The following is a 22,537-nucleotide window of genomic DNA, read 5'->3' as shown; positions in this document are numbered from 1 at the left end:
CCGACCGATGCGGTGCGGCGTCGTCCGTCAGACGCCGCCGCACCGGGTTCGGCTGGCCGAGGCTCAGCCGGCGACCGCGACGAGTCCGAGCTCAGCGGAGGAGACGAGCAGCGGATGCCGCGGCACGACCCGCACCGTGTAGCCGAACGACCCGGCGCGGGCGAGCACGATCGTGCCGGTGTACAGCTGCGGACCCGCGGCGCCGGTTCCGGCATCCGTTCCGCTGATCGCCGGCGTCAGCGGGGTCAGCATCGCGTGCTCGATGCGCTCGTCGGAGCGGCTGCGCCCGTGGACGGCCTCGACCGTGACGTCGTCGACCGAGAGCCCGCCGAGGTCGACGTGCGCCCGGAGCTGCAGTTCGTCGCCGACGTGCGGGGCCTCCACGCCGCCGGACTCGACATGCTGCACCTGCACGCGGGGCCAGGCCTCGCGCACCCGGTCGGCGTACGCCGCGAGTTCCTTCGCCCCGCGGTCGTTGTCGGCGGCGACGCGCTCGGCCTGCTCTGCGGCGGGGCGGTAGAGCTCCTCGACGTACTGCCTGACCATGCGGTCGGCGCCGAGCTCAGGCGCGAGCACGCTGAGCGTCGTGCGTACGCGCCGTACCCACTCCACGGGCACGCCGTCGTGGTCGCGCTCGTAGTAGCGGGTCGCGACCCGGTGCTCGAGCAGTTCGTAGAGGGATGCCGCCTCGAGCGCGTCGCGCTCGCCGGCGTCGCCCGCGGCATCCGCCGACGGAATGACCCAGCCGTAGTCCTCGCCCTCGTACTCGGCCCACCAGCCGTCGAGGATCGACAGGTTCAGCGCGCCGTTCATGGCGGCCTTCATGCCCGAGGTGCCGCACGCCTCGAGCGGGCGGAGCGGATTGTTCAGCCACACGTCGCAGCCCGGGTAGAGCAGCTCGGCCATGCCCATGTCGTAGTCGGGCAGGAACACGATGCGCTCGCGCAGCTCGGGCTGGGCGGCGAACTGCACGAGCTTCTGGATGAGGCGCTTGCCCTCGTCGTCGGCCGGGTGCGACTTTCCGGCGATCACGAACTGCACCGGGCGATCGGGGTTCGTGAGGATCGACTTCAGACGCTCGGGGTCCTGCAGCATGAGCGTGAGGCGCTTGTACGTCGGCACGCGCCTGGCGAAACCGACGGTCAGCGTGTCGGGGTCGAGCACGCGGCCGACCCACTTCGGCGGCTGGGCGCCCGCGTGCTGCTCGCTCCATGCCGCCGCGAGGCGTCGCCTGGCGTCCTCGACGAGCTGCAGGCGCATGCCGCGCTTGACGCCCCAGAACTCGCCGTCGGAGACCGCGCCGCTGCGCCAGTCGGCGTGCTCGGTGTCGCCCGTGCCGAGCCGCTCCTCGGCGAGCGCGACGAGAGCCGGGTCGGTCCACGTGGGGGCGTGCACGCCGTTCGTGATCGACGTGATCGGCACCTCCTCGGTGTCGAACCCGGGCCAGAGGTCGCCGAACATGCGCCTGCTGACCTCGCCGTGCAGCTTCGACACGCCGTTCGCATGCTGCGCGAGGCGCAGTCCCATGACGGCCATGTTGAAGGCGCTCGTCGCCGGGTCGGCTCCGGGCTCGACGCCGAGCGCGAGCGCGTCGTCGAGTTCGACGCCGGGCAGCAGCGACGACGTGAGGTAGCGCTCGACGAGTCCGCGGTCGAATCGGTCGATGCCGGCGGGCACGGGCGTGTGCGTCGTGAACACCGTGCCGGCGCGCACGAGCTGCAGCGCCTCGGCGAACGAGAGCCCCTCGCCGATGTGCGTCGAGATGCGCTCGAGGCCGAGGAACCCGGCGTGCCCCTCGTTCATGTGGAACACGTCGGGCGCTGGGCGGGACGCGAGTTCGGTGTAGAGCTTCACGGCCCGAGCACCGCCGACGCCGAGGAGCAGCTCCTGCAGCAGGCGGTGCTCGCCCCCGCCGCCGTAGAGCCGGTCGGTGACCGAACGCAGCGCGTCGGAGTTCGACGGGATGTCGGTATCGAGCATGAGCAGTGGGATGCGGCCGACGGCCGCCGTCCAGACCCGGGCGTGCAGCTCGGCGTCGTCGGGGAGCGCGAGCGTGATCTGCACGGGCGAGCCGTCGGGGTGCCGCAGCATCGACAGCGGCAGGCCGTCGGGGTCGAGCACCGGGTAGCGCTCCTGCTGCCAGCCGTCGTCGGTGATCGACTGCGAGAAGTAGCCGGCCTTGTAGAACAGGCCGACCCCGATGAGCGGCACCCCGAGATCGGAGGCCGCCTTCAGGTGGTCGCCCGCGAGGATGCCGAGGCCGCCAGAGTACTGCGGCAGGGCGGCCGTGATGCCGAACTCCGGCGAGAAGTAGGCGATCGTGCGCGGCACCTCGGCGCCGAGCGACTGGAACCAGCGCGGCTCGCCGAGGTATTCGCGGAGTCCGGCGCGTTCGCGCTCGGCCCACTCGACGTAGCCGCCGTCGGCGGCCAACTCCTCGAGTCGCTCGGGCGCGACCTCGCCGAGCAGCGTGACCGGGTCGCGGTTCGACGCTCGCCAGAGCCCGGGATCGATGGCCTCGAACAATCGGCGCGTCGGCTCGTGCCATGACCAGCGGAGGTTGGCGGCCAGCTCCTCGAGCGCGGAGAGCGGGGCGGGGACGACGGCTCGGACGGTGAACTTGCGAATCGGCTTCACGCCACCAACCTACGTCCCGTCCGTGTCGAATGTGTGAACGTGGGGGCACCCCTGCGGACGCATTCCGCGCTACGGTCGTTCACGTGAGCACCCGTACCGTTCGCGCCGGACGTATCCCCGTCACCCGGCTCTCCCCCGCAGCGCCCGACGACCGATGGCACCCGAAGGCGTTCGACGGCGAGGTCGTGCCCTTCCGGGCGAACGTGTTCCGCGAAGGCCACGACCAGGTCGGCGCGATGCTCGTGATCACCGCGCCCTCCGGCGTCGAGCGGCGCGAGCGCATGACGCTCATCGCGCCGGGCACCGACCGGTGGCAGGCCGAGGTCATGCTCGACGAGGTCGGCGAATGGCACTGGTTCGTCACGGGCTTCGACGACGAGATCGGCACCTGGCTCCACGACGCCGCCCTGAAGATCGATGCCGGGGTCGACGTCGAGCTCATGTTCGAGATCGGTGCGCGCCTGCTCGACCGGGCCGTCGCCGACCGGTCGCGCCCCGCCCCCGCCCGCAAGCGCCTGACGGCGATCGCCGCGCACCTGCGCGACCCCGCGGCATCCGTCTCGACGCGTCGCGCGCTGATCGACGACGACGCGTTCAGCGAGTTCGACACCCGGCCGCTCGCCCTGCTCGCGAGCGACTCCGACGAGCACACGATCCTCGTCGAGCGCCGGCGAGCGGGCGTCGGCTCGTGGTACGAGTTCTTCCCGCGCTCCGAGGGCGCGCGACGCCAGAGGAACGGCGTCTGGAAGTCGGGCACGTTCCGCTCCGCGATCAAGCGGCTCGACGGCGTCGCGGCCATGGGCTTCGACGTGCTCTACCTGCCGCCGATCCACCCGATCGGCGTGACGAACCGCAAGGGGCCGAACAACACGCTCGACCCCGCGCCGGGCGACCCCGGCTCCCCCTGGGCGATCGGCGGCCCCGGTGCCGACGGCGCGCCGGGCGGCCACGATGCCGTGCACCCCGACCTCGGCACGCTGGCCGACTTCCGCGCCTTCGTCCGGCGCGCGAACGCGCTCGGCATCGAGGTCGCGCTCGACCTCGCGCTGCAGGCCTCCCCCGATCACCCCTGGGTGGCCGAGCACCCCGAGTGGTTCACGGTGCTGCCCGACGGCAGCATCCGCTTCGCCGAGAACCCGCCGAAGAAGTACCAGGACATCTACCCGGTGAACTTCGACCTCGACCCCGAGGGCATCTTCGTCGAGGTCGAGCGCATCGTGCGCCACTGGATGAAGCAGGGCGTGCGCATCTTCCGCGTCGACAACCCGCACACCAAGCCGCTCGCGTTCTGGGAGCGGCTCATCGGGGCGATCAACGCGACCGACCCCGACGTCGTCTTCCTCGCCGAGGCGTTCACCCGCCCGTCGATGATGCAGGCGCTCGCGATGGTCGGGTTCCAGCAGTCCTACTCGTACTTCACGTGGCGCAACACGAAGGAGGAGCTCGAGGAGTTCCTCACGAGCGTGTCGCAGCAGACTGCCGACTTCATGCGCCCGAACCTGTTCGTGAACACTCCCGACATCCTCACCGAGTACCTCCAGTTCGGCGGGCCGGCCGCGTTCACGGTGCGCGCGACGATCGCCGCGACCGCCGCGCCCAACTGGGGCGTCTACTCGGGCTTCGAGCTCTTCGAGTCCGTCGCCCGCCCGGGCGCCGAAGAGGCCATCGACAACGAGAAGTTCGAGTACAAGCCGCGCGACTTCGCCGCAGCGGAGGCCGAGGGCCGCTCGCTCGGGCTGTACCTCGGCATCCTGAACGGCATCCGTTCCGCTCACCCCGCGCTCGGGCAGCTGCGCAACATCCGGTTCCACACCAGCGACGACGATGCGGTGGTCGTCTACTCGAAGCATCTCGAGGGCCGTTTCACGCCCGATGGCGTCGACGACACGATCATCGTCATCGCGAACGTGGACCCGCATTCCGTGAGGGAGACCACCGTGCACCTCGACCTCGAGTCCATCGGCCTCGCGCCGGGCGCGCGCTTCACCGTCGAAGACCTCGTCACGGGACACCGCTGGGAGTGGGGCGACGCGAACTACGTGCGCCTCGATGCGTTCACGCGCCCGGCCCACGTGCTGCACGTCGTGCGGGTGCCCAATGCCTGACCGGATGCCGCAGACGGGCCCCTCCGTCGCCGACGACGTGCTGCTGGCCGTCGCCGAGGGCCGGTACGCCGACCCGCATTCGGTGCTGGGGCAGCACCCGGTCCCGGTCGATCCGGGGCGGGCGGATGCCGCGGCCACCGCGATCCGGACGCTCAGGCCGCTCGCCGACGCGGTCGAGGCGGTCTTCGCCGACGCGCCCGCGCTGCCGCTCGCGCACATCGGGCACGGCGTCTGGGCCGGCGTCGCCGACGGCGTCCCGCGCGACTACCTGATCCGCGCCGTCTACGGCGAGGACGACTGGACGAGCGACGAGCCGTACCGCTTCGCGCCGAGCATCGGCGAGCTCGACCTGCACCTCATCGGCGAGGGTCGCCACGAGGAGCTCTGGCGCGTGCTCGGCGCCCATCACCGCGAGCACTGGGGCATCACCGGCGCCGTGACCGGCACGTCGTTCACGGTCTGGGCGCCGCGTGCGCAGGCCGTTCGCGTGGTCGGCGGGTTCAACCGCTGGGACGGCACGACGCACGCCATGCGCAGCATGGGGTCGTCGGGCGTCTGGGAACTGTTCGTTCCCGACGTCGAGGCGGGCTCCACGTACAAGTTCGAGATCCGCACCGCATCGGGCGAGTGGATCATGAAGGCCGACCCGATGGCGAGGCAGGCCGAGATCGCGCCCGCGACGGGCTCGATCGTGTCGACCACCTCGCACGAGTGGGGCGACGGCGAATGGATGTCGCGGCGGACCCGCACCAACGTGCACGAATCCCCCATGAGCATCTACGAGATGCACTTCGGTTCGTGGCGCCCAGGACGTTCGTACCGCGATGTCGCCGACGAGCTCATCGAGTACCTGGGCTGGCTGGGCTACACGCACGTGGAGTTCATGCCCCTCGCGGAGCATCCCTTCGGAGGGTCCTGGGGCTACCAGGTCACCGGCTACTACGCCGTCACGAGCCGATTCGGCTCCCCCGACGACCTCAAGTACCTGATCGATCGCCTGCACCAGGCGGGCTACGGCGTGATCATGGACTGGGTGCCGGGCCACTTCCCGAAAGACGAGTGGGCGCTCGCCCGCTTCGACGGCGAGGCGCTCTACGAGCACCCCGACCCCCGCCGCGGCGAGCAGAAGGACTGGGGCACCTACGTCTTCGACTTCGGCAACCCGCGCGTGCGCAACTTCCTCGTCGCGAACGCCCTGTTCTGGCTCGAGGAGATGCACATCGACGGCCTCCGCGTCGACGCCGTGGCCTCCATGATCTACCTCGACTACTCGCGCGCCGACGGCGAATGGGAACCGAACATCCACGGCGGACGCGAGCATCTCGAGGCCATCGGGTTCCTCCAGGAGGCGACGGCGACCGCGTACAAGCGCAACCCGGGCGTCGTGATGATCGCCGAGGAGTCGACGTCGTTCCCCGGGGTGACCGCGGCCACGTCCAGCGGCGGTCTCGGCTTCGGCTACAAGTGGAACATGGGCTGGATGCACGACACCCTGCAGTACATCTCGAAAGACCCGATGTACCGCTCGCACCACCATCACGACCTCACCTTCTCGTTCCTCTACGCGTTCAGCGAGCACTTCGTGCTGCCGATCAGCCACGACGAGGTCGTGCACGGCAAGGGCTCGCTCGTCCGCAAGATGCCGGGCGACCACTGGCAGCAGCTGGCGAACGTGCGCGCCTACCTCTCGTTCATGTGGGCGCACCCCGGCAAGCAGCTGCTCTTCATGGGTCAGGAGTTCGGCCAGCTCTCCGAGTGGAGCGAGGAGCGGGGTCTCGACTGGTGGATCCTCGAGCAGCCCAGCCACAAGCAGCTCGCCGAGTTCGTGGGTGCCCTCAACCGCACCTATCGCGAACAGGCCGCGCTCTGGCAGCTCGACGACGACTCCGCGGGCTTCGAGTGGATCGAGGGCGGTGCCTCGCACCTGAACGTCGTCGCGTTCCTGCGCTACGACCGCGAACACCGACCGCTGCTCTGCATCGTGAACTTCGCGGGCGTGCCGCACGAGCACGTCCGACTCGGGCTGCCCGTCACGGGCCGCTGGCGCGAGATCCTGAACTCGGATGCCGAGCAGTGGGGCGGCTCCGGCGTCGGGAACCTCGGCGGGGTGGACGCCACGGCGACGCCCTGGGCCGGCCGACCGGCCTCGGCCGAATTCACGCTGCCACCGCTCGGCGCCGTCTGGTTCACGCTCGAATGAGACGCCTCGGGCCCCGCCGATCGGCGGGGCCCGAGGGGCGTTCCGGCGGTGCGCCCGTCTGGGCGGACCCGATCAGAACAACAGGTTGGTGAGGCGTCGACGGGCGACCGCGACGCGCGGGTCCTCGGTGCCGACGACCTCGAACAGCTCGACCAGGCGCTCGCGCACGAGCTTCTTCTGGTCGGCATCGAGCTTCGGGAACAGCGTGAGCAGTCGATCGAAGGCGTCGTCGACGTGCCCGCCCGACAGGTCGAGGTCGGCCACGTCGAGCTGCGCCGACAGGTCGTCGGGGTTCGACGCCGCCGCATTCCGGATCGCGTCGAGCGTCTTGCCGCTGAGGCGGCCCAGCAGGTTCGCCTGCGCGAGGCCGGCAACCGCCATGTGGTCGCGCGGGTCCTGTGCGATGGCCTTGCGGTACGTCGCAGCCGCGGTGTCGAAGTCGCCCCGCTCGATCGCGTCGTACGCCTCCTGGTGCAGCGGCGGCAGCGGCGGCTCGACCGGCGCCTGCGCGTCGGCATCCTGGTCGCCCGCGGCATCCGTCACCTCGACCGAGCCCGTCACGCCGTGCTGCGAGGCGAGCTCGAGCAACTGGTCGAAGACCTGGTCGATCACGTCGTCGGGCTGGACGCCGGCGAAGAGCGGCACGGGCTGGCCCGCGACGACGGCCACGACCGTCGGCACGGACTGCACCTGGAACGCCTGCACGAGCTGCGGGCTGCGGTCGGCGTCGGCCGTCGCGAGCACGAGCCGTCCCGAGCGGGCACGTACGAGCCGGTCGAGCGAGGCGACCAGCTCCACCGAGGGTTCGCTCCACGAACCCCAGACGGCCACGACGACCGGGACCGTGCGCGAGAGCTCGAGCGCGGCCGGGAACCCCTGGTCGTCGGTCGCGAAGACGACCTCACCCGGCGCGGGGGCTGCGGGCGCCGAACCCGCGGGCGCGCCGCCCTGCGGCGGGCGCTGCACGAGCGAGGAGAGGTCGACGGCGCCGCGAAGCGCGGCGTGCGGGGTGGAGTCGGTCACGGTACCTCCGATGCGCCGACGAGGCCCTCGGACCACCCGAGGAGTCGGATCTGTTCGTCTGAGCCGACGGCGGGAACGTAGAACACCATCTGGATGCCGATGATGCGCTGCACGCCCTTCGCGCTCTTGCCGGTGAAGCCCGAGAGGGCGGCGCCGGGCGCACCCTCCTGGAACCCGATGGTTCCACCGTCGTTCGGCGTCACCTTCTCGGTCTGCTCGATCGTGGCGGTCACGAGCGCACCCGAGTCGTTCGTGGCGAGCGCGATGGTCGGTCCGTCGCCGACCACGTTCGAGAACGCGATGTCCGCCGTCGGGGAGGCGACCTGGAGCTCGGCCCTGATCGACTGCTGCCCGGCGACGCCGAGCTGCTCGCGCAGCAGATCGCCCGTGGGATCGAACATCGCCGCGTAGGCGGACTCGTCGCCCTTCAGCAGCACGTCGGCATAGGCGGCCGCGACCTGGTTCGGCTGCATCAGGAGGCCCTTGAACTCCGGAGAGATCAGCGGGGCGCCGATGCTCGCCGGAGCCACCTCTGGCACGTCGGCGTCGGGCGCGAGCGCCATCGCGTAGACGACCTTGTAGTTCTCGCGCGGGGACGCCTGCTGCAGGTACATCGCCGTCGGCGCCACCGTCGGATCGTCGGACGCGCGCTCGATGACGAGCACCGTGCGGCCGGTCGCCGGCCACCCGGCCACCTGCTGCGGCAGGATCAGCGTCGGAGCGGTCGCCGGAACGGGCACGGGCCCCGGCTGGTCGGGAAGGGTCTTGCGGATCGCGTAGTTCGCGCGCCGGGCCTCGAGCGCGGGCCCCGCGAACCGCTCGTCGGCGAGGTCGCCGTCGAGCGCCTGATCGGCCGTCGCCGCGCTCTCCGCGACGCGGGCCATGATGCGCTCCATCTGCGGCACGGTCACCGCGGGCACGAGCGTTTCGGGCACCGGTTCATCGGCATCGGGGTCGTCGGTCGGCGCGGGTTCGACGGGGGGCGCGGTGGTGGCCGGCGCAGTCGTGGCCGGGGGTTGGTCGAAGCTCGGCCAGTAGTCGGGAGAGCACGCCGTGAGCGCGAGCGCGGGCAGGAGCAGCACCGGCACGAGCGCGACGCGCTTCGATCGACCGATCGCGCGGCGTCCGCCGCCGATCGGCCCGCGGCGGAGCTCGGCCGGCTTCGGCCCGCTGCCGGCCCGGCCCTTCGGCAGGTTGCGGCGCGGGCCACGCGAACGGCGATGGTGCAGGAAGCCGGAGATCACGAGGGCGATGCCCACGAGGAAGAGGATGCCGCCGCCGAGCAGCAGCGGGCCGGCCCACGGCGTCGCGTTGTCGAGCGGCCAGGTGAGCGTGAGTCGCGACGGCGCCGGATTCGTGCCGTCGGAGGCGATCAGCACGGCGATGTCGTCGGGCACGTCGATCGTCGTCGTCACGGTGCGCTCCCCCGAGAGTTCGTCGAGCCAGAGGTCCGAACCGACCGGCGAGTTCGCCGGGTCGGCTTCGAGCGGCTCGTCGGTGGCGGGCGCGGTGGCGGGGGCATCGCCGGTCGCCGGGGTCGGCTCGGCCGTCGGAGCCGGGGTCACGCTCGGCGACGGGCGCGAGGTCGCGTCGGTCGTCGCCTCCTCGCCGTCGTCGGCCGTGCCGTCGCCGGAGTCCGCCTCGCCGTCGGTGCCATCGTCGGCGCCGTCGTCCTCGACCTCGCGCGAGTCGGTCGCGACCAGTTCGTCGGTCTTGGCGTCGTGGGTCACCGAGACGTACGGCGCATCCCCGATCCACGACTCGACGTCGCTCAGCCGCCCGTAGGCGAGGAAGACCAGGTCGGTTCCGGCCGCGGTCAGCGTCTGCTTGCCCGGATGCGCGGCCAGCGCTCCCGGCTCGACGACGACGTAGGCGGCATCCGATTCGGTCGTGGACGTCAGCGAGACGCGATCGGGTTCGAGGAACACCGTGCGCTGCGCGACGCCGAAACCGATCATCACTGCGGCGGCGGCGAACGCCAGGATGGCGAAGACGAATCGCACGTTACCTCCGGTACCGCTCCGGGCGGCATTGAACAAAGACATCCAAGCCTACCGACATCAGCCTGTGAGTCGCCTCCGCCGTGATGGAGGACGGCTCGGCGCGTCTCGCCGCGTCACCGTCGCCGACCTGTACGCGAGCGCGCCACGAGCACCCGTAGAATCGTTGAATCCCGCACGAGCCCCCACGAACGCGGGACAGAGCCCGGAGGAAGAATTGGCCGTCGAAGAGACCGAGTTCACGCAGGTGTTCCGCGGATACGACAAGGACGAGGTCGACAAGTCGATCAACGGGCTTCGTCGTGACGTCATCACCGCGAACAACAACCTGACCGAGCAGTCGAAGGAGAACAAGCGCCTGCTCGCGCGCATCGAAGAGCTGAGCGCAGAGCTCGAAGAGGTCGGCAGCCCGACCTTCTCGGGCCTCGGCACCAAGCTCGAGAACACCCTGCGCGTCGCCGAGGAGCAGTCCACGCGACTCATCGCCCAGGCCGACATCGACGCCGAGAAGCTCCGTCGCGCCGCCGAAGACGAGGTGCACCTGCTTCGCTCCGACGCGAACGAGCTCGCCGAGCGCACCCTCACCGAGGCCCGCTCGCAGGCCGCCCGTCTGCTCGAGAACGCCCGCTCGGAGGCCGACGACATGGTCTCGCGTGCGCACGAGTCCAGCGAGCAGCTGCGCAACGACGCTGCTCGGGATGCCGCGGCGATCCGCGGTGCGGCGGCAACCGAGGCCGCCGACCTCCGCTCGAGCGGCAAGCGCGACGCGTCCGCCGCCGTCGCCGGCGCCGAGCGCAAGGCGTCCGAGATCCTGGTCTCGGCCAACAACGAGGCATCCGAGGCCCGCGCCACGGCCGCCGGCCTCACGCAGGAGACCGAGCAGACCCGCGCCGAGGTCGCGATCGAGCTCGACCGAGCCCGCGCCGAGCTCGCGAAGGAGACCGAGCAGGCCCGCATCGACCTCGCGTCCGAGACCGAGCAGTCGCGCATCGACCTCGAGCGCGAGACCGCAGAAGGACGCGCCGCCCTCGAGGCCGAGGTCACCGAGCGTCGCGCGGCACTCGTGCACGAGCTCGAGCAGCAGCGCACCGACCTCGAGCGGGAACTCGCCGCGAGCCGCGCCGAACTCGAGCAGCAGCGCGAGCAGACGAGCGTCGACCTCACCCGCGAGGCCGAACTGGCCCGCGTCAAGCTGCAGAGCGAGCTCGACCGTCTGCGCGCCAAGCACGCGGCCGACCTCGAGCAGATGCGCGCCGACCTCGCGCTCGAGCAGGAGCAGGCTCGCGCCGACTTCGACGCCGAGTCCGAGCAGTCGCGCATCGACCTCGACAACCAGCTCACGTCGATGCGCAAGAAGACCACGCACGAGGTCAATCGCATGCGTCGCGAGATCGAGAAGGCCCACCTCGACCTCGAAGCCGAACTCGCCACGAAGCGCGACGAGGCCGAGCAGGAGCTGCTCGCCAGCCACCAGGAGGCGACCTCCCAGACGCAGAAGTTCCTCGAGGACGCGAACACCGAGCTCGCCGAGGCGACCGCACGCACGGCCGAGAGCCGCGCCGAGGCCGACCGACTCGAGACCGAGGTCCGCGGCGACATCGCGAAGCTGCGCGACAAGGCCGACGAAGAGGCGCGCGAGCGCATCGCGGCCGCGCACACGCAGGCCCGCAAGCTCATCGCCGACGGCGAGGAGCGCACGCGTGCGCTCGTCGCCGACGCCGAAGACCGCCTGTCGCAGATCAAGATCGAGCGCGACGCCGTGGCCGGCTACTTCGAGAGCCTTCGCGGCGTGCTCACGCAGGCCGAGCAGGTCGCCGCGGCCAGCCGCGGCTAGTCCACCGTCAGTCGCGAAGCCGGCGAGGTTCGATGAAGATCCAGAACGCGTTCCGCATCGGCCTCGCCGGCACGCTCGGCGTCGGCGTCGGCGTCGTCATCCTCGCGTCGATCGCGAGCCTGTCGACCGTGCTGACCTACGTCGGCGCCGCCCTCTTCCTGGCCCTCGGCCTCGAGCCCGCCATCGGCTGGCTCGAGCGCCGAGGGCTTCCTCGTTGGGCGTCCATCCTCATCGTCATGACGGGGGTGGGACTGCTCGTCGCGGCCCTCGCGCTCGCGGTGGTGCCGATCGTCATCGACCAGGTCGGGCAACTCGTCGAGGAGATCCCGGCGATCGCGATCCGCGTGCAGTCCACCGATTGGGTCGAGGAGCTCTCCCAGCAGTTCCCGCAGGTGCCGATCGACGACATCACCCGCCAGGTCACGGCCTCGATCACCGACTTCTTCACCAACCCCGAGAAGCTCAGCGAACTCGCCGGCGGAGTGCTACAGGTCGCGATCGCCCTGGGCGCCGGCATCTTCGCCGTCGTGATCGTGTTCATCCTGACGCTGTACTTCTCGGCCTCCCTGAGCGCGATGAAGCACACCGCATACCAACTGGTGCCGGCCTCCAAGCGCGCCCGATTCGCCGATCTCACCGAGCAGATCACGCAGTCCGTCGGTCGATACGTGCTCGGACAGGCGAGCCTCGCGGCCTGCAACGGCGTCGCGAGCTTCGTCTTCCTGTCGATCATCCAGGCGCCGTTCCCCGCCGTGCTGGCGTTCCTCGCGTTCGTGTTCTCGCTCGTGCCGCTCGTCGGCACGCTCTCCGCGTCCGTCATCATCGTGCTCGTGTGCCTGATCCCGGGTCTGGGTTCGCCGCTCACCGCGCTCGTCGCGGCGATCTACTACCTGATCTACATGCAGGTCGAGGCATACGTGCTGAGCCCGCGCATCATGAACCGCGCCGTGCGGGTGCCGGGCGCCCTCGTCGTGATCGCCGCCCTCGCCGGTGGAACCCTGCTCGGGCTGCTCGGCGCCCTCGTCGCGATCCCGGTCGCCGCGTCGTTCCTGCTCATCATCAAACAGGTCGTCATCCCGCGCCAGAACGAGCTCTGAGGGCACGCCACCAGACATCCGGGATGGTCCCGGTGCTGGCGCGATTCGCGTCAGCGGCGCGTCACACGGCGTCGGCAGGCGGCCAGGTCGTCGGCAGGGGCAGCGCCGACGGATTCACCGCGGCGACGATCTCGTCGAGCACGCGACGCGTCTGGCTCTCCCCCACCCACAGGTGCTTGCCGCCCTCGACGTCGATCCGGGTGATCCGCGGCGCGACCGAGAACCGTTCGGCCGCGGCATCCGGTCGGAGGAAGTCGTCGAATTCCGGGATCAGCGCGACGACGGGAACCGAGACCTCGTTCCAGCGGCGCAACTCGTCGACCGACGTGCGGTGCAGCGGTGGCGAGAGCAGGACGGCTCCGGCGATGTCGTGCTCGAGGCCGTACTTGAGCGCCAGCTCGGTGCCGAACGACCAGCCGACGAGCCACGGGTTCGGCAGCCCGCGCTGGGCGACGAACGCCATCGCGGCCGCGACGTCCTCGCGCTCGGACAGGCCCTCGCCGAACGATCCGTCGCTCGTCCCGCGGGGGGAGGTCGTACCCCGCGTGTTGAACCGCAGCACGGCGAGGTTCGCGAGGGCCGGCAGCCTCGCAGCGGCCTTGCGGATGATGTGCGAGTCCATGAACCCGCCGGCGGTGGGCAGCGGATGCAGCGTGACGAGCGTCGCGACCGGGGCACCGCCCACCGGCGTCGCGAGCTCGCCGACCAGGGTGAGCCCGTCGGCCGTGTGCAGGCGGACCTCCTCGCGGATCGCCGGCAGTTCGACTGCGGCCCGGATCTCGACCGACGCCGGTTCGGGAGTGCTCATCTGGTTCCGATCCTCCAACAGTGCTGATGCCAGTGCCGCCGACCCGCGAGATCGGCCGCATCGCCGAGCACGCCGTCGGCACGCCAGACCACGAGGTGCGCCACACCCGGCGCGACGTCGAGGCCGCAGGCCGGGCAGACGTAGTGCTTCACGGCCTGCGCCTCGGAGACGGGCTGCACGTTCCATTCCCGGCCGTCGCGCGATTCGGTGCGGCGCCACCCGGCGCTCAGCCGGTCGACGTCGAGTTCGGGGTGCGGTTCGCGAGCCTTCGCGGCGCGACCATGGGAACGGTTCGAGCGCGGCATGCGCACAAGTCTACGGGCGGATGTCGCCATCGAACGTGCGAACGGTCGGCCTCAGCGAACGACGCTGCCGACGGGCGCGGTCAAGCAACCGAACCGAGCGGGCTCAGTACCAGCCGCTCGACTGGGAGTGCGCCCACGCGCCGCAGGGCGTGCCGTAGCGGCCCTGCACGTAGCCCAGACCCCATTCGACCTGCGTCGCCGCGTTCGTCTCCCAGTCGGCCCCGGCGGAGGCCATCTTCGAGCCGGGGAGCGCCTGCGGAATGCCGTACGCGCCACTGCCGGCGTTGTAGGCGTTGACCCGCCAGCCCGATTCCTTGCTCCAGAGCGCGACGAGGCAGTCGAACTCGGTCGGAGCCCAGCCTCGCGCCGCCACCGCGGTCGCGGCGTACGCCTGCGCCGAGCCCGGGTCCGGCGTCACCGCGGGGGGCGCCCAGCCGCTCGAGGCGCTCGTGGACGCGGGTTCGACCTTCGCCGGCTTCACCTCGACGACGTAGCTCTCGCGAGACGCATCGATCGTGTACTCGCCGTCGACCTGGAGTTCCTGGATCTCGGCTCCTCCGAACCGGTCCGCGCTCACGCGGTCGGTGGTGGCCGTAGCTCCGGCATTGGGATCGACCAGGTTGATGCCGACGAACCCCAGGGCCGCGCAGAATGCGAAGACCACCGTGACGCCCTGCTTGAGCGCGCTGCGGGTGCCGGCCGTCGCACGAGCGGGGTTCGCGGGCGTTGCGCCCTGCTCGATGCCTGTATGCCTGCCCACAATTTGACGAGTGTATCGGAGGTCGGTTCGCTGGAGCGAACGCCGTCCGCGCATCGGCCCGCTCAGCGGACGGCCTGCATCACATCGACGACGGCATCGAGCACGAGGTCGACCTGCGATTCCCGGTACCCTCCGCGCTGCGTCGTGAACACGACGCTGCGGACGTCGTCGATGGAGATCGGCCAACCGTCGCGGAAGTACCGAGTGAGCTTCTCGGCGAACTTGTCGACGTCGCGCACCCGATATCCGAGGGCGAGCGGGCTCATGCGGTCGAACCGGTGCCCCTCGGACCGGGCAAGCCGATTGGAGATCACCTGCGCGGTCGTGCGCGCCTCGGCGAGCCACACCTCGTCGCCGTGGAGGCGCGCGGCGACCTGGCGTTCCTCGATGGCGAAGGCGTCTTCGAGACGTTCCATCGCCGCGTCGACGTCGGCAGTGACGTAGCCGCCCTTCTGCAGCGCGAACGCGGTGAGTCGGATGCGCTCGGAGTTCAGGGGCGGATCGGACGGCAGGGGCGAGCCGTCGTACGCGCGGCGCGCTACCTGCAGGAACTCGTCGACCTGGACGGGGTTGTATCCGCGCTGAGGCTTTCGGGTGCGGGGGAAAGTCGAATCCACCGACCCATTATCTCCGAGCTTCACCCGAAGATGCGGAACGCCACGAACGCGACCGCCGCAGACGGCAGGATCGAGTCGAGGCGATCGAGGAATCCGCCGTGGCCCGGAAGCCAGGAACTCATGTCCTTGATGCCGAGGTCGCGCTTCACGAGCGACTCGGCGAGATCGCCGAGGGTCGCCGTGAGGAAGATCGCGACACCGAAGATGAGCCCGAACCACCAGGTGTTGTCGAGCATGAAGAGCGAGAGCAGCACGCCGGCGATCACGCTCGCCAGCGCTCCCCCGGCGAAGCCCTCCCACGTCTTCTTCGGGCTGATGACGGGCGCCATCGGGTGCTTGCCGAAGGCGAGGCCGGAAGCATACGCACCGGTGTCGGCCGAGATCGCGACGATCACGAAGGCGAGCGTCCACCATTCGCCGCCGTCGGCCGCGGTCAGCACCACGGCGAACGTCGCGAGGAACGTGACGTAGCCCTGTACGAACGCACTCGCGCCGAGGTCTCGGATCAGCATTCGGCCCGAAGTGCGCCGGCTCGCCGACAGCTGCTCGCAGAGCCGCCACGCGGAGACGAACGCGATGCCGACGAGGACCGCGATGACCTGCCCGCCCGCACCGCCGAAATAGGCGAACGGCACGACGGCGACCGCCGCGACCACCGTCGGGATCCGCGGGACGTTGAAGCGACCCTTGCGGAGTGCCTGAGCCAGTTCGTAGCTCGCGAACGCCACGAGGGCGACCGCGAAGACCAGGAACAGCTCCTTGATCACCAGGAGGCTCAGGAGCAGTGCGCCGCCGAACCCCAGCCCGATGAGGGTCGCAACGATCAGATTCCGGCCGGTGCGGGCGTTGATCTTCTCCTGCGCCTGATCGAACTGCGCCTTCGACGCCTCGAACTGCCGCTCGATGTCGACCCGCTTGGCATGCACCTGGGATCGGAATTCGTCACGAGCGTTGCGGTCCCGCCCTGCGGCGTCCGCTTCGTCGTGTTCAGGGACGCCCGACATGGTCTTCCCTCAGACCTCGAGGAGTTCGGCTTCCTTGCGCTTGAGCGCGTCGTCGATCGCGTCGACGTTCGACTTGGTGACCTGCTCGAGTTCCTTCTCGCCGCGCGCGACCTCGTCGTCTCCGACCTCGCCCTTCAGCGCATCGAGGTCGTCCTTCGCCTTGCGACGGATGTTGCGCACGGAGACCTTGGCGTCTTCGCCCTTCGCCTTGACGATCTTCACGAATTCGCGACGACGTTCCTCGGTCAGCTCGGGGAGCGTGACGCGCACGATGTTGCCATCGTTGGAGGGGTTCGCACCGAGATTCGGGGTGTCGCGGATCGCCTGCTCGATGTCGCGGATCGCGCTCTTGTCGTAGGGCGTCACGACGAGCGTGCGGGCTTCGGGGTTCGCCAGCGACGCCAGCTGGGCGAGCGGCGTCGGGGTGCCGTAGTAGCTCACCAGGATCTTCTGGAAGAGCTGGGGATTGGCACGGCCGGTGCGGACCGACGCGAAGTCGTCTTTGGCGACCTCGACCGCCTTCTGCATGCGTGCATTGGCATCGGACAGTACATCCGCGATCACGGGGGCTCCTTCGTTCGCTGCTCTGTACAGTCTATCGAGTCGTCGACGACTCGCTGTTGCTGACGATCGTGCCGAGGTCGGCGCCGAGGATCGCCGCGGTGACGTTGCCGCCCGGTTCCATGCCGAACACCTGCATGGGCATGCCGTTGTCCATGCACAGGCTGAACGCCGTCGAGTCCACGACCTTGAGTCCGCGCTGCAGCGCCTCCTGGTAGGTGATGCGATCGATCTTGTGCGCATCCGGGTTGGTTCGGGGGTCGTCGGAGTAGACGCCGTCGACGCCGTTCTTCGCGACCAGCACGACCTCGGCGTCGATCTCGAGCGCGCGCTGGGCGGCGACCGTATCGGTCGAGAAGTACGGGAGGCCCGCGCCGGCGCCGAAGATCACGACGCGGCCCTTCTCGAGGTGACGCTCCGCGCGGCGTGGGATGTAGGGCTCGGCGACCTGCGTCATCGAGATCGCCGACTGCACGCGGGTCTCGGCGCCGGCCTGCTCGAGGAAGTCCTGGAGGGCGAGCGAGTTCATGACCGTGCCGAGCATGCCCATGTAGTCGGCACGACCGCGATCCATGCCGCGCTGCGAGAGTTCCGCACCGCGGAAGAAGTTTCCGCCGCCGACGACGATCGCGATCTCGACCGTGCGTGCCGCATCTGCGATCTCGCGTGCGAGCGCGCTCACCACGTCGGGGTTCACGCCGAGCGAACCTCCGCCGAACGCCTCGCCCGAGAGCTTGAGCATGACCCTGCGTCTACGTTCCGTCATCCCCGGCCGTTCCTTCCCCTTGGGAGTCAAAGTTAGTGGTTCCCGCGGCTCGGCGCAGCGCCGGATCGTGGGTCTTTCCGCGACGAGTCCCCTCGTCGGAGGTCCGGAGAGGTCCGGACACAGCAAAGGAGCCCGGGTCGCGATGCGATCCGGACTCCTTCACAACGACTTACGCCGTGGCCTTGAAGCGGGCGAACGACGACACCGTGATGCCGGCGTCGGCCAGAACCTTCTGGACCTGCTGCTTGTTGTCGCGAGCGTAGTCCTGCTCGAGCAGGGCGACCTGCTTGAAGAACGAGGTCAGACGACCATCGATGATCTTCGGCAGGGCCGCCTCGGGCTTGCCCTCGTTGCGGCTGATCTCGGTGACGATCTCGCGCTCCTTCTCGACGACGTCGGCCGGGACCTCGTCGCGAGTCAGGTACGTGGGGTCGAACATCGCGATGTGCTGCGCGATCGCACGAGCGGTCTCCGCGTCTTCGCCCGAGTAGGACACGACCACGCCGATCTGCGGCGGGAGGTCCTTCGAGGTCTTGTGCAGGTAGACCGCGAACTGGTCGCCCGACAGCGTGACGGCGTGCGTGAGCGCGACCTTCTCGCCGAGGATTGCGGCCTGCTCGTCGATGACCTCGCCGACGGTCTTGCCGTCGAGCGGCGCCGCGAGCGCGGCGTCGACGTCGGCGGCACCGGCAGCGGCGACCGCGTCGAGGACGCGCTCCGAGAGGGCGACGAACTTGTCGTTCTTGGCCACGAAGTCGGTCTCGCACGCGAGCTGGATCAGGGTGTAGCCCGCGGGCGACTCCTTGGCCGCGACGAGGCCCTCGCTGGTGGAGCGGTCGGCACGCTTCGCGTTGCCCTTCGCACCCTTGAGGCGGAGGATCTCAGTGGCCTTCTCGAGGTCGCCATCGGCTTCCTCGAGCGCCTTCTTCGTGTCGACCATGCCCGTGCCGAGCTGCTCGCGCAGGGCCTTGATGTCGGCGATGCTGATTGCCATTTCCGGCATTCTCCTTTGAGTTGAAGTGGAGCGGCTGAATTACTCGGCTGCAGCCTCGGACGCGACCTCGGCCTCAGCCTCGGCGACGACCTCGACCTCGGCGACGACCTCAGCGGCCTCGGCCTCGGCGACGACCTCGGCGGCCTCGACCTTGGCCTCGGCCTCGGTCTCGGCGACCTTCTCGGTCTCGGCCGAAGCCTGCTCCGGCGTCGTGCCGGCCTGGAGGAGCTCCTGCTCCCACTCGGCGAGCGGCTCGACGGCCGAGACGTTGCCGGCCTCTTCGGGCTTCTGGTGGCGCTCGATGAGGCCCTCGGCCGCAGCGTCGGCGATGATGCGCGTCAGCAGTGCGACGGAACGGATCGCGTCGTCGTTGCCCGGGATCGGGTACTGGACCTCGTCGGGGTCGCAGTTGGTGTCGAGGATGCCGATGACGGGGATGCCGAGCTTCTTGGCCTCGTCGATCGCGAGGTGCTCCTTCTTGGTGTCGACCACCCAGAGCGCCGACGGGGTCTTCGTCAGGTTGCGGATGCCGCCGAGCGACTTGTGCAGCTTGTCGAGCTCCCGCTTCTTGATGAGGAGCTCCTTCTTGGTGAAGCCGCTCGTGGTGCCCTCGAAGTCGAGCTCCTCGAGCTCCTTCATGCGCGCGAGGCGCTTGGAGACCGTCTGGAAGTTGGTGAGGAGGCCACCGAGCCAACGCTGGTTGACGTAGGGCTGGCCCACGCGGGTCGCCTGCTCGGCGATGGACTCCTGGGCCTGCTTCTTCGTGCCGACGAAGAGGACGGTGCCGCCGTGGGCGACCGTCTCGCGGACGAAGTCATACGCCTTGTCGATGAAGGCGAGCGACTGCTGCAGGTCGATGATGTAGATGCCGGAACGCTCGGTGAAGATGAAGCGCTTCATCTTCGGGTTCCAACGGCGGGTCTGGTGCCCGAAGTGCACGCCGCTGTCGAGCAGCTGGCGGATGGTGACGACGGCCATGAGCCGTACTCCTTTGTTCTCAGTTGACGCACCGACCGACGGTCGGAGCCCTGGTGCCCGGCACGGCTCCGCCGTCTTCTGCCCGTGAGAGCTGAAGTCGGACCGAGTGGAGTCGTCTGCCGAAATGGCACGCGTAGTCACCCCGACGCGCGGGGTGCTCCCGGAAGTCTATCACCGGGCACCGATCCTCCCCAACACGTCGGCGCGCGCAACGGCTCCGGATGCCGCGGCCCGCCGTCGCGCAGCCTGATCGGTCGGCGAGCATGGCCGCATGACGATGCTCCCGCGCGAATCCTCGAAGCGCCGATCTGCGATCGATCGGCTGCGCCGCTCTTCGAAGTCGGGGATTCGGATCGCGACGGCCGTGGCGTTCGCCGTCACGATCCCGATCTCGCTCGGAGCGCCGGCATCGGCCGACGGACTCGTCGTGCACGATCACTGGATCTGGCCCGCGTCACCGCCCATCCGCGTGGTTGCGCCGTTTCGAGCACCTCCGACGCCGTACGCCGCCGGGCACCGCGGCATCGACCTCCGGGCATCGGCCGGCGAGCCCGCTCTCGCCCCTGCCGACGGCGTCGTGTCGTTCGTCGGCATGGTCGCCGGCCGGCCCGTCGTCTCGATCGATCACGGCGCCGGGCTGGTGAGCTCGCTGGAACCCGTGGTGGCGACCGCGATCGAAGGAGCGTCCGTCGCGGCGGGCGCGGAGTTGGGCGCGGTCGGCTCCGGCGGGCACTGCGACGACCGGTGCGTGCACCTGGGCGTTCGTCTGCACGGCGAGTACGTGTCGCCGCTCCTCTACCTCGGCGGGGTGCCGTGGGCCGTGCTGCTTCCGTCGTGACCGTGAGAGGGCGGGCAGACCGCGTTCGACTCAGGCCCTCGGATGCGCGGTCCGGTAGCTCTGCTTCAGCCGCTCGGCGGACACGTGGGTGTAGATCTGCGTCGTCCCGAGGCTCGCATGGCCGAGGAACTCCTGAACCGCGCGCAGGTCGGCACCGCCGTCGAGGAGGTGCGTGGCCGCCGTGTGCCGCAGGGCGTGCGGCCCGCTCGGTCCCGTGCCGGGGATGTCGGCGAGCATGTCGGCGACGAGGCGATGCACGCTGCGCACGCCCATGCGCGCGCCACGCACCCCGAGGAAGACGGCCGCGGTCGGCGATGTCGAGCGAGTGCCGCGCACGCCGTCGACGGACGCGCCGTTCGCATCGATCTCCTGCGTCGCCGCGCGGCGCTCGGCCGCCGAGGCAGAGATGGCCGGGCGCGCGTGCTCGAGGTATCGATCGATCGCCCTCGCGGCCGGAGCCCCGTACGGCACGACCCGCTCCTTCGATCCCTTGCCCATGACCCGCACCACGCGACGCTCCCGATCGATGTCCGGCACGTCGAGGCCGACGAGTTCGGAGACGCGCAGCGCCGAGGCGTAGAGCAGTTCGATGATCGCGACATCCCGTTCGGCGACCGGATCGCCGTCGGCCGCTCGTGCGGCGAGACGCTCGATGGCGGACTCGAGGGCGTTCTGCGGCACCACCCGCGGCAGGGTGCGCAGCGCTCGCGGAGCCTTGAGGCGGGCACCCTGGTCGCCCGCGACGACCCCACGACGGGCCAACCACGACGTGAACCCCCGAGCGGATGCCGCGCGTCGGGCGATGCTGGCCCGGGCGAGGTCTCGCTCGGTGGCGACCCACAACCAGTCCCGCAGCAGCGCGAGATCGATGCCGTCGACGCCCTGAACTCCGCGCGACTCGGCAAAGGTGACGAGGTCGGCGAGATCCGCGCCGTAGGCGCTGACCGTGTGCTCCGAGTACCCGCGCTCCGTCTTCACGTGCGCGAGGTAGTCCGCGAGCGCGGCGTCGAGACCATTCACAGCCTCAGCCTGCTCTCCACGAGGACGAACCGGCTCCGCGGCGCGCCCGCATGCCGGATCAGGACGCGGGCTTCCGCGAGAAGCGCTCGAGCCGTTCGGCCGGGCCGAGCGACTCGATCTCGGCGAGGAAGGGTGCGCCGAACCCGGCGATCACCGGGTGGGCGCCCACCGGAACGGTCGACGTGACGACGTCGGCGTCGAAGACGTGGACGAGGTTGAACGAGCGCCCGCCGTCGATGCCGACGAGCTCGCGTTCCGGCGCCGACACGTCCATCGTGTAGGCCGTCGCGCCGGCCACCGCGACGGGCACGCCGGCGAACGCCCCGTTCGTCGGGTAGTGCAGGTGTCCGCCGAGGATGAGTCGCACATCACTGCCGCGGATGACGTCGGCGAACCCGTCCTGACCTCGGAGCTCGAGCACGTCCATGAGGGCGATCGGCGTCGGGATCGGCGCGTGATGCAGTGCGAGCACGGTTCCCTGCAAGGCGGGCGTCGCGAGCACCGCCGCGAGCCAGGCGAGGGTGGTGTCGTCGAGCGAACCGTGGTGGTACCCCGGAACGGTCGAGTCGAGCGCGATGATGCGCAGGCCGCCGACGTCGATCACGCGGTTGACGGGTGCGTCGCCGGCCGGCGCTTCGTCGAGCAGGCCGACGCGGAACGCGTCGCGCACGTCGTGGTTGCCCATGACCCACACGAGCTCGGCATCGGCCGCGTCGGCGAGCGGCTCGAGGACGGCACGCACCCGCCGGTAGGCATCGGCCTCACCGAGATCGGCGACATCGCCGGTGACGACGATCACGTCCAGCGTGGTGCCGAGCCGCGAGAGCTGGAAGACGGTCTGTTCGAGCGCCGAGACCGTGTCGGCCCGACCACCGAGCGGGGCACCGCCATCGAGCAGGTGCGTGTCGCTGAGATGGGCGATGACCTGCCGCGCCGCCGGATATCTGCCGAGCCGTACTCCCATGCGCACCTCCGTGCGAAAGCCTACGG

The 22,537-nt window shown here is 70.2% G+C and carries 19 protein-coding genes; 5 read left to right on the top strand and 14 right to left on the bottom strand.

Features of this window, described 5'->3' with window-relative positions:
• Positions 1–63: 63 nt before the first annotated feature.
• On the bottom strand, positions 64–2,637 hold the full coding sequence (glgP, locus tag ATC03_RS08600; RefSeq protein ID WP_067875625.1) for an alpha-glucan family phosphorylase: 2,574 nt from the start codon (positions 2,635–2,637) through the stop codon (positions 64–66).
• Between the two features lie 29 nt (positions 2,638–2,666).
• Here glgP and ATC03_RS08595 point away from each other — a divergent pair, with 29 nt between their 5' ends.
• Together ATC03_RS08595 and glgB are read left to right on the top strand one after the other, a co-directional pair.
• Positions 2,667–4,742, top strand: coding sequence for a maltotransferase domain-containing protein (locus ATC03_RS08595; protein WP_084003394.1), 2,076 nt, complete (start codon positions 2,667–2,669; stop codon positions 4,740–4,742).
• Positions 4,743–4,746: 4 nt separating this feature from the next.
• Positions 4,747–6,942: a 1,4-alpha-glucan branching protein GlgB gene (gene glgB, locus ATC03_RS08590; protein ID WP_227820266.1), complete on the top strand. Its 2,196-nt coding sequence runs from the start codon at positions 4,747–4,749 to the stop codon at positions 6,940–6,942.
• 72 nt (positions 6,943–7,014) lie between these two features.
• On the opposite strand, the gene ATC03_RS08585 is transcribed toward glgB, so the two are convergent.
• Positions 7,015–7,965 (bottom strand): tetratricopeptide repeat protein, encoded by a 951-nt coding sequence (locus tag ATC03_RS08585; protein WP_067875620.1) that lies wholly within the window; start codon positions 7,963–7,965, stop codon positions 7,015–7,017.
• Positions 7,962–9,968, bottom strand: a complete 2,007-nt coding sequence (locus ATC03_RS08580; protein WP_067875618.1) for a DUF8094 domain-containing protein — start codon at positions 9,966–9,968, stop codon at positions 7,962–7,964. Before ATC03_RS08580 ends, ATC03_RS08585 begins: the two co-directional genes overlap by 4 nt.
• Positions 9,969–10,182: 214 nt before the next feature.
• Here ATC03_RS08580 and ATC03_RS08575 point away from each other — a divergent pair, with 214 nt between their 5' ends.
• Positions 10,183–11,799: a DivIVA domain-containing protein gene (locus ATC03_RS08575; RefSeq protein WP_067875615.1), complete on the top strand. Its 1,617-nt coding sequence runs from the start codon at positions 10,183–10,185 to the stop codon at positions 11,797–11,799.
• A gap of 32 nt (positions 11,800–11,831) precedes the next feature.
• Positions 11,832–12,896, top strand: coding sequence for an AI-2E family transporter (locus ATC03_RS08570; RefSeq protein ID WP_067875612.1), 1,065 nt, complete (start codon positions 11,832–11,834; stop codon positions 12,894–12,896).
• Between the two features lie 61 nt (positions 12,897–12,957).
• Here ATC03_RS08570 and ATC03_RS08565 read toward each other — a convergent pair whose 3' ends face one another.
• The 9 genes from ATC03_RS08565 to rpsB all read right to left on the bottom strand — a co-directional run bounded on the left by ATC03_RS08565 (position 12,958) and on the right by rpsB (position 19,689).
• Positions 12,958–13,704 (bottom strand): alpha/beta hydrolase, encoded by a 747-nt coding sequence (locus ATC03_RS08565; protein WP_067875609.1) that lies wholly within the window; start codon positions 13,702–13,704, stop codon positions 12,958–12,960.
• Positions 13,701–14,009 (bottom strand): hypothetical protein, encoded by a 309-nt coding sequence (locus tag ATC03_RS08560; RefSeq protein WP_067875606.1) that lies wholly within the window; start codon positions 14,007–14,009, stop codon positions 13,701–13,703. Before ATC03_RS08560 ends, ATC03_RS08565 begins: the two co-directional genes overlap by 4 nt.
• 103 nt (positions 14,010–14,112) lie before the next feature.
• Positions 14,113–14,769 carry an aggregation-promoting factor C-terminal-like domain-containing protein gene (locus ATC03_RS08555; RefSeq protein WP_227820265.1) on the bottom strand — a complete coding sequence of 219 codons (657 nt, stop codon included), beginning with the start codon at positions 14,767–14,769 and terminating at the stop codon, positions 14,113–14,115.
• Between the two features lie 62 nt (positions 14,770–14,831).
• Positions 14,832–15,386, bottom strand: coding sequence for a DivIVA domain-containing protein (locus ATC03_RS08550; RefSeq protein ID WP_067875600.1), 555 nt, complete (start codon positions 15,384–15,386; stop codon positions 14,832–14,834).
• A 20-nt stretch (positions 15,387–15,406) separates the two neighbouring features.
• A complete protein-coding gene (locus tag ATC03_RS08545; RefSeq protein WP_227820264.1) occupies positions 15,407–16,312 on the bottom strand; it encodes a phosphatidate cytidylyltransferase in 906 nt (301 codons plus the stop codon).
• 87 nt (positions 16,313–16,399) lie between these two features.
• The gene (gene frr, locus ATC03_RS08540; protein ID WP_067875597.1) at positions 16,400–16,954 is read right to left on the bottom strand and encodes a ribosome recycling factor; all 555 of its coding nucleotides are present in this window, start codon (positions 16,952–16,954) and stop codon (positions 16,400–16,402) included.
• A gap of 31 nt (positions 16,955–16,985) precedes the next feature.
• Entirely contained in the window at positions 16,986–17,717 is a 732-nt protein-coding gene (gene pyrH / locus ATC03_RS08535; protein WP_067875594.1) for a UMP kinase, read from the bottom strand.
• A 169-nt stretch (positions 17,718–17,886) separates the two neighbouring features.
• Positions 17,887–18,711, bottom strand: a complete 825-nt coding sequence (tsf, locus tag ATC03_RS08530; protein ID WP_067875592.1) for a translation elongation factor Ts — start codon at positions 18,709–18,711, stop codon at positions 17,887–17,889.
• A 39-nt stretch (positions 18,712–18,750) separates the two neighbouring features.
• Positions 18,751–19,689 (bottom strand): 30S ribosomal protein S2, encoded by a 939-nt coding sequence (rpsB, locus tag ATC03_RS08525; RefSeq protein WP_067875589.1) that lies wholly within the window; start codon positions 19,687–19,689, stop codon positions 18,751–18,753.
• 271 nt (positions 19,690–19,960) lie between these two features.
• Here rpsB and ATC03_RS08520 point away from each other — a divergent pair, with 271 nt between their 5' ends.
• Complete coding sequence (locus ATC03_RS08520; RefSeq protein ID WP_227820263.1) at positions 19,961–20,527, top strand: M23 family metallopeptidase; 567 nt, start codon at positions 19,961–19,963, stop codon at positions 20,525–20,527.
• A 30-nt stretch (positions 20,528–20,557) separates the two neighbouring features.
• On the opposite strand, the gene ATC03_RS08515 is transcribed toward ATC03_RS08520, so the two are convergent.
• Together ATC03_RS08515 and ATC03_RS08510 are read right to left on the bottom strand one after the other, a co-directional pair.
• Positions 20,558–21,547, bottom strand: a complete 990-nt coding sequence (locus ATC03_RS08515) for a tyrosine recombinase XerC (protein WP_067875586.1) — start codon at positions 21,545–21,547, stop codon at positions 20,558–20,560.
• A 58-nt stretch (positions 21,548–21,605) separates the two neighbouring features.
• A complete protein-coding gene (locus tag ATC03_RS08510; RefSeq protein ID WP_067875581.1) occupies positions 21,606–22,511 on the bottom strand; it encodes a phosphodiesterase in 906 nt (301 codons plus the stop codon).
• Positions 22,512–22,537: the final 26 nt, after the last annotated feature.

The organism is Agromyces aureus (assembly GCF_001660485.1).
GTDB lineage: Bacteria > Actinomycetota > Actinomycetes > Actinomycetales > Microbacteriaceae > Agromyces > Agromyces aureus.
Note: the sequence above shows the minus strand (reverse complement) of the source record. Positions and strands in the feature narration are given on the sequence as shown.

Coding starts and splice junctions, on each gene's coding strand:
- ATC03_RS08565 (WP_067875609.1), bottom strand. CDS start 13,704: ATGAGCACTCCCGAACCGGCGTCGGTCGAGATCCGGGCCGCAGTCGAA.
- ATC03_RS08570 (WP_067875612.1), top strand. CDS start 11,832: ATGAAGATCCAGAACGCGTTCCGCATCGGCCTCGCCGGCACGCTCGGC.
- rpsB (WP_067875589.1), bottom strand. CDS start 19,689: ATGGCCGTCGTCACCATCCGCCAGCTGCTCGACAGCGGCGTGCACTTC.
- ATC03_RS08520 (WP_227820263.1), top strand. CDS start 19,961: ATGACGATGCTCCCGCGCGAATCCTCGAAGCGCCGATCTGCGATCGAT.
- pyrH (WP_067875594.1), bottom strand. CDS start 17,717: ATGACGGAACGTAGACGCAGGGTCATGCTCAAGCTCTCGGGCGAGGCG.
- ATC03_RS08510 (WP_067875581.1), bottom strand. CDS start 22,511: ATGGGAGTACGGCTCGGCAGATATCCGGCGGCGCGGCAGGTCATCGCC.
- ATC03_RS08560 (WP_067875606.1), bottom strand. CDS start 14,009: ATGCCGCGCTCGAACCGTTCCCATGGTCGCGCCGCGAAGGCTCGCGAA.
- tsf (WP_067875592.1), bottom strand. CDS start 18,711: ATGGCAATCAGCATCGCCGACATCAAGGCCCTGCGCGAGCAGCTCGGC.
- ATC03_RS08595 (WP_084003394.1), top strand. CDS start 2,667: ATGTGTGAACGTGGGGGCACCCCTGCGGACGCATTCCGCGCTACGGTC.
- glgB (WP_227820266.1), top strand. CDS start 4,747: ATGCCGCAGACGGGCCCCTCCGTCGCCGACGACGTGCTGCTGGCCGTC.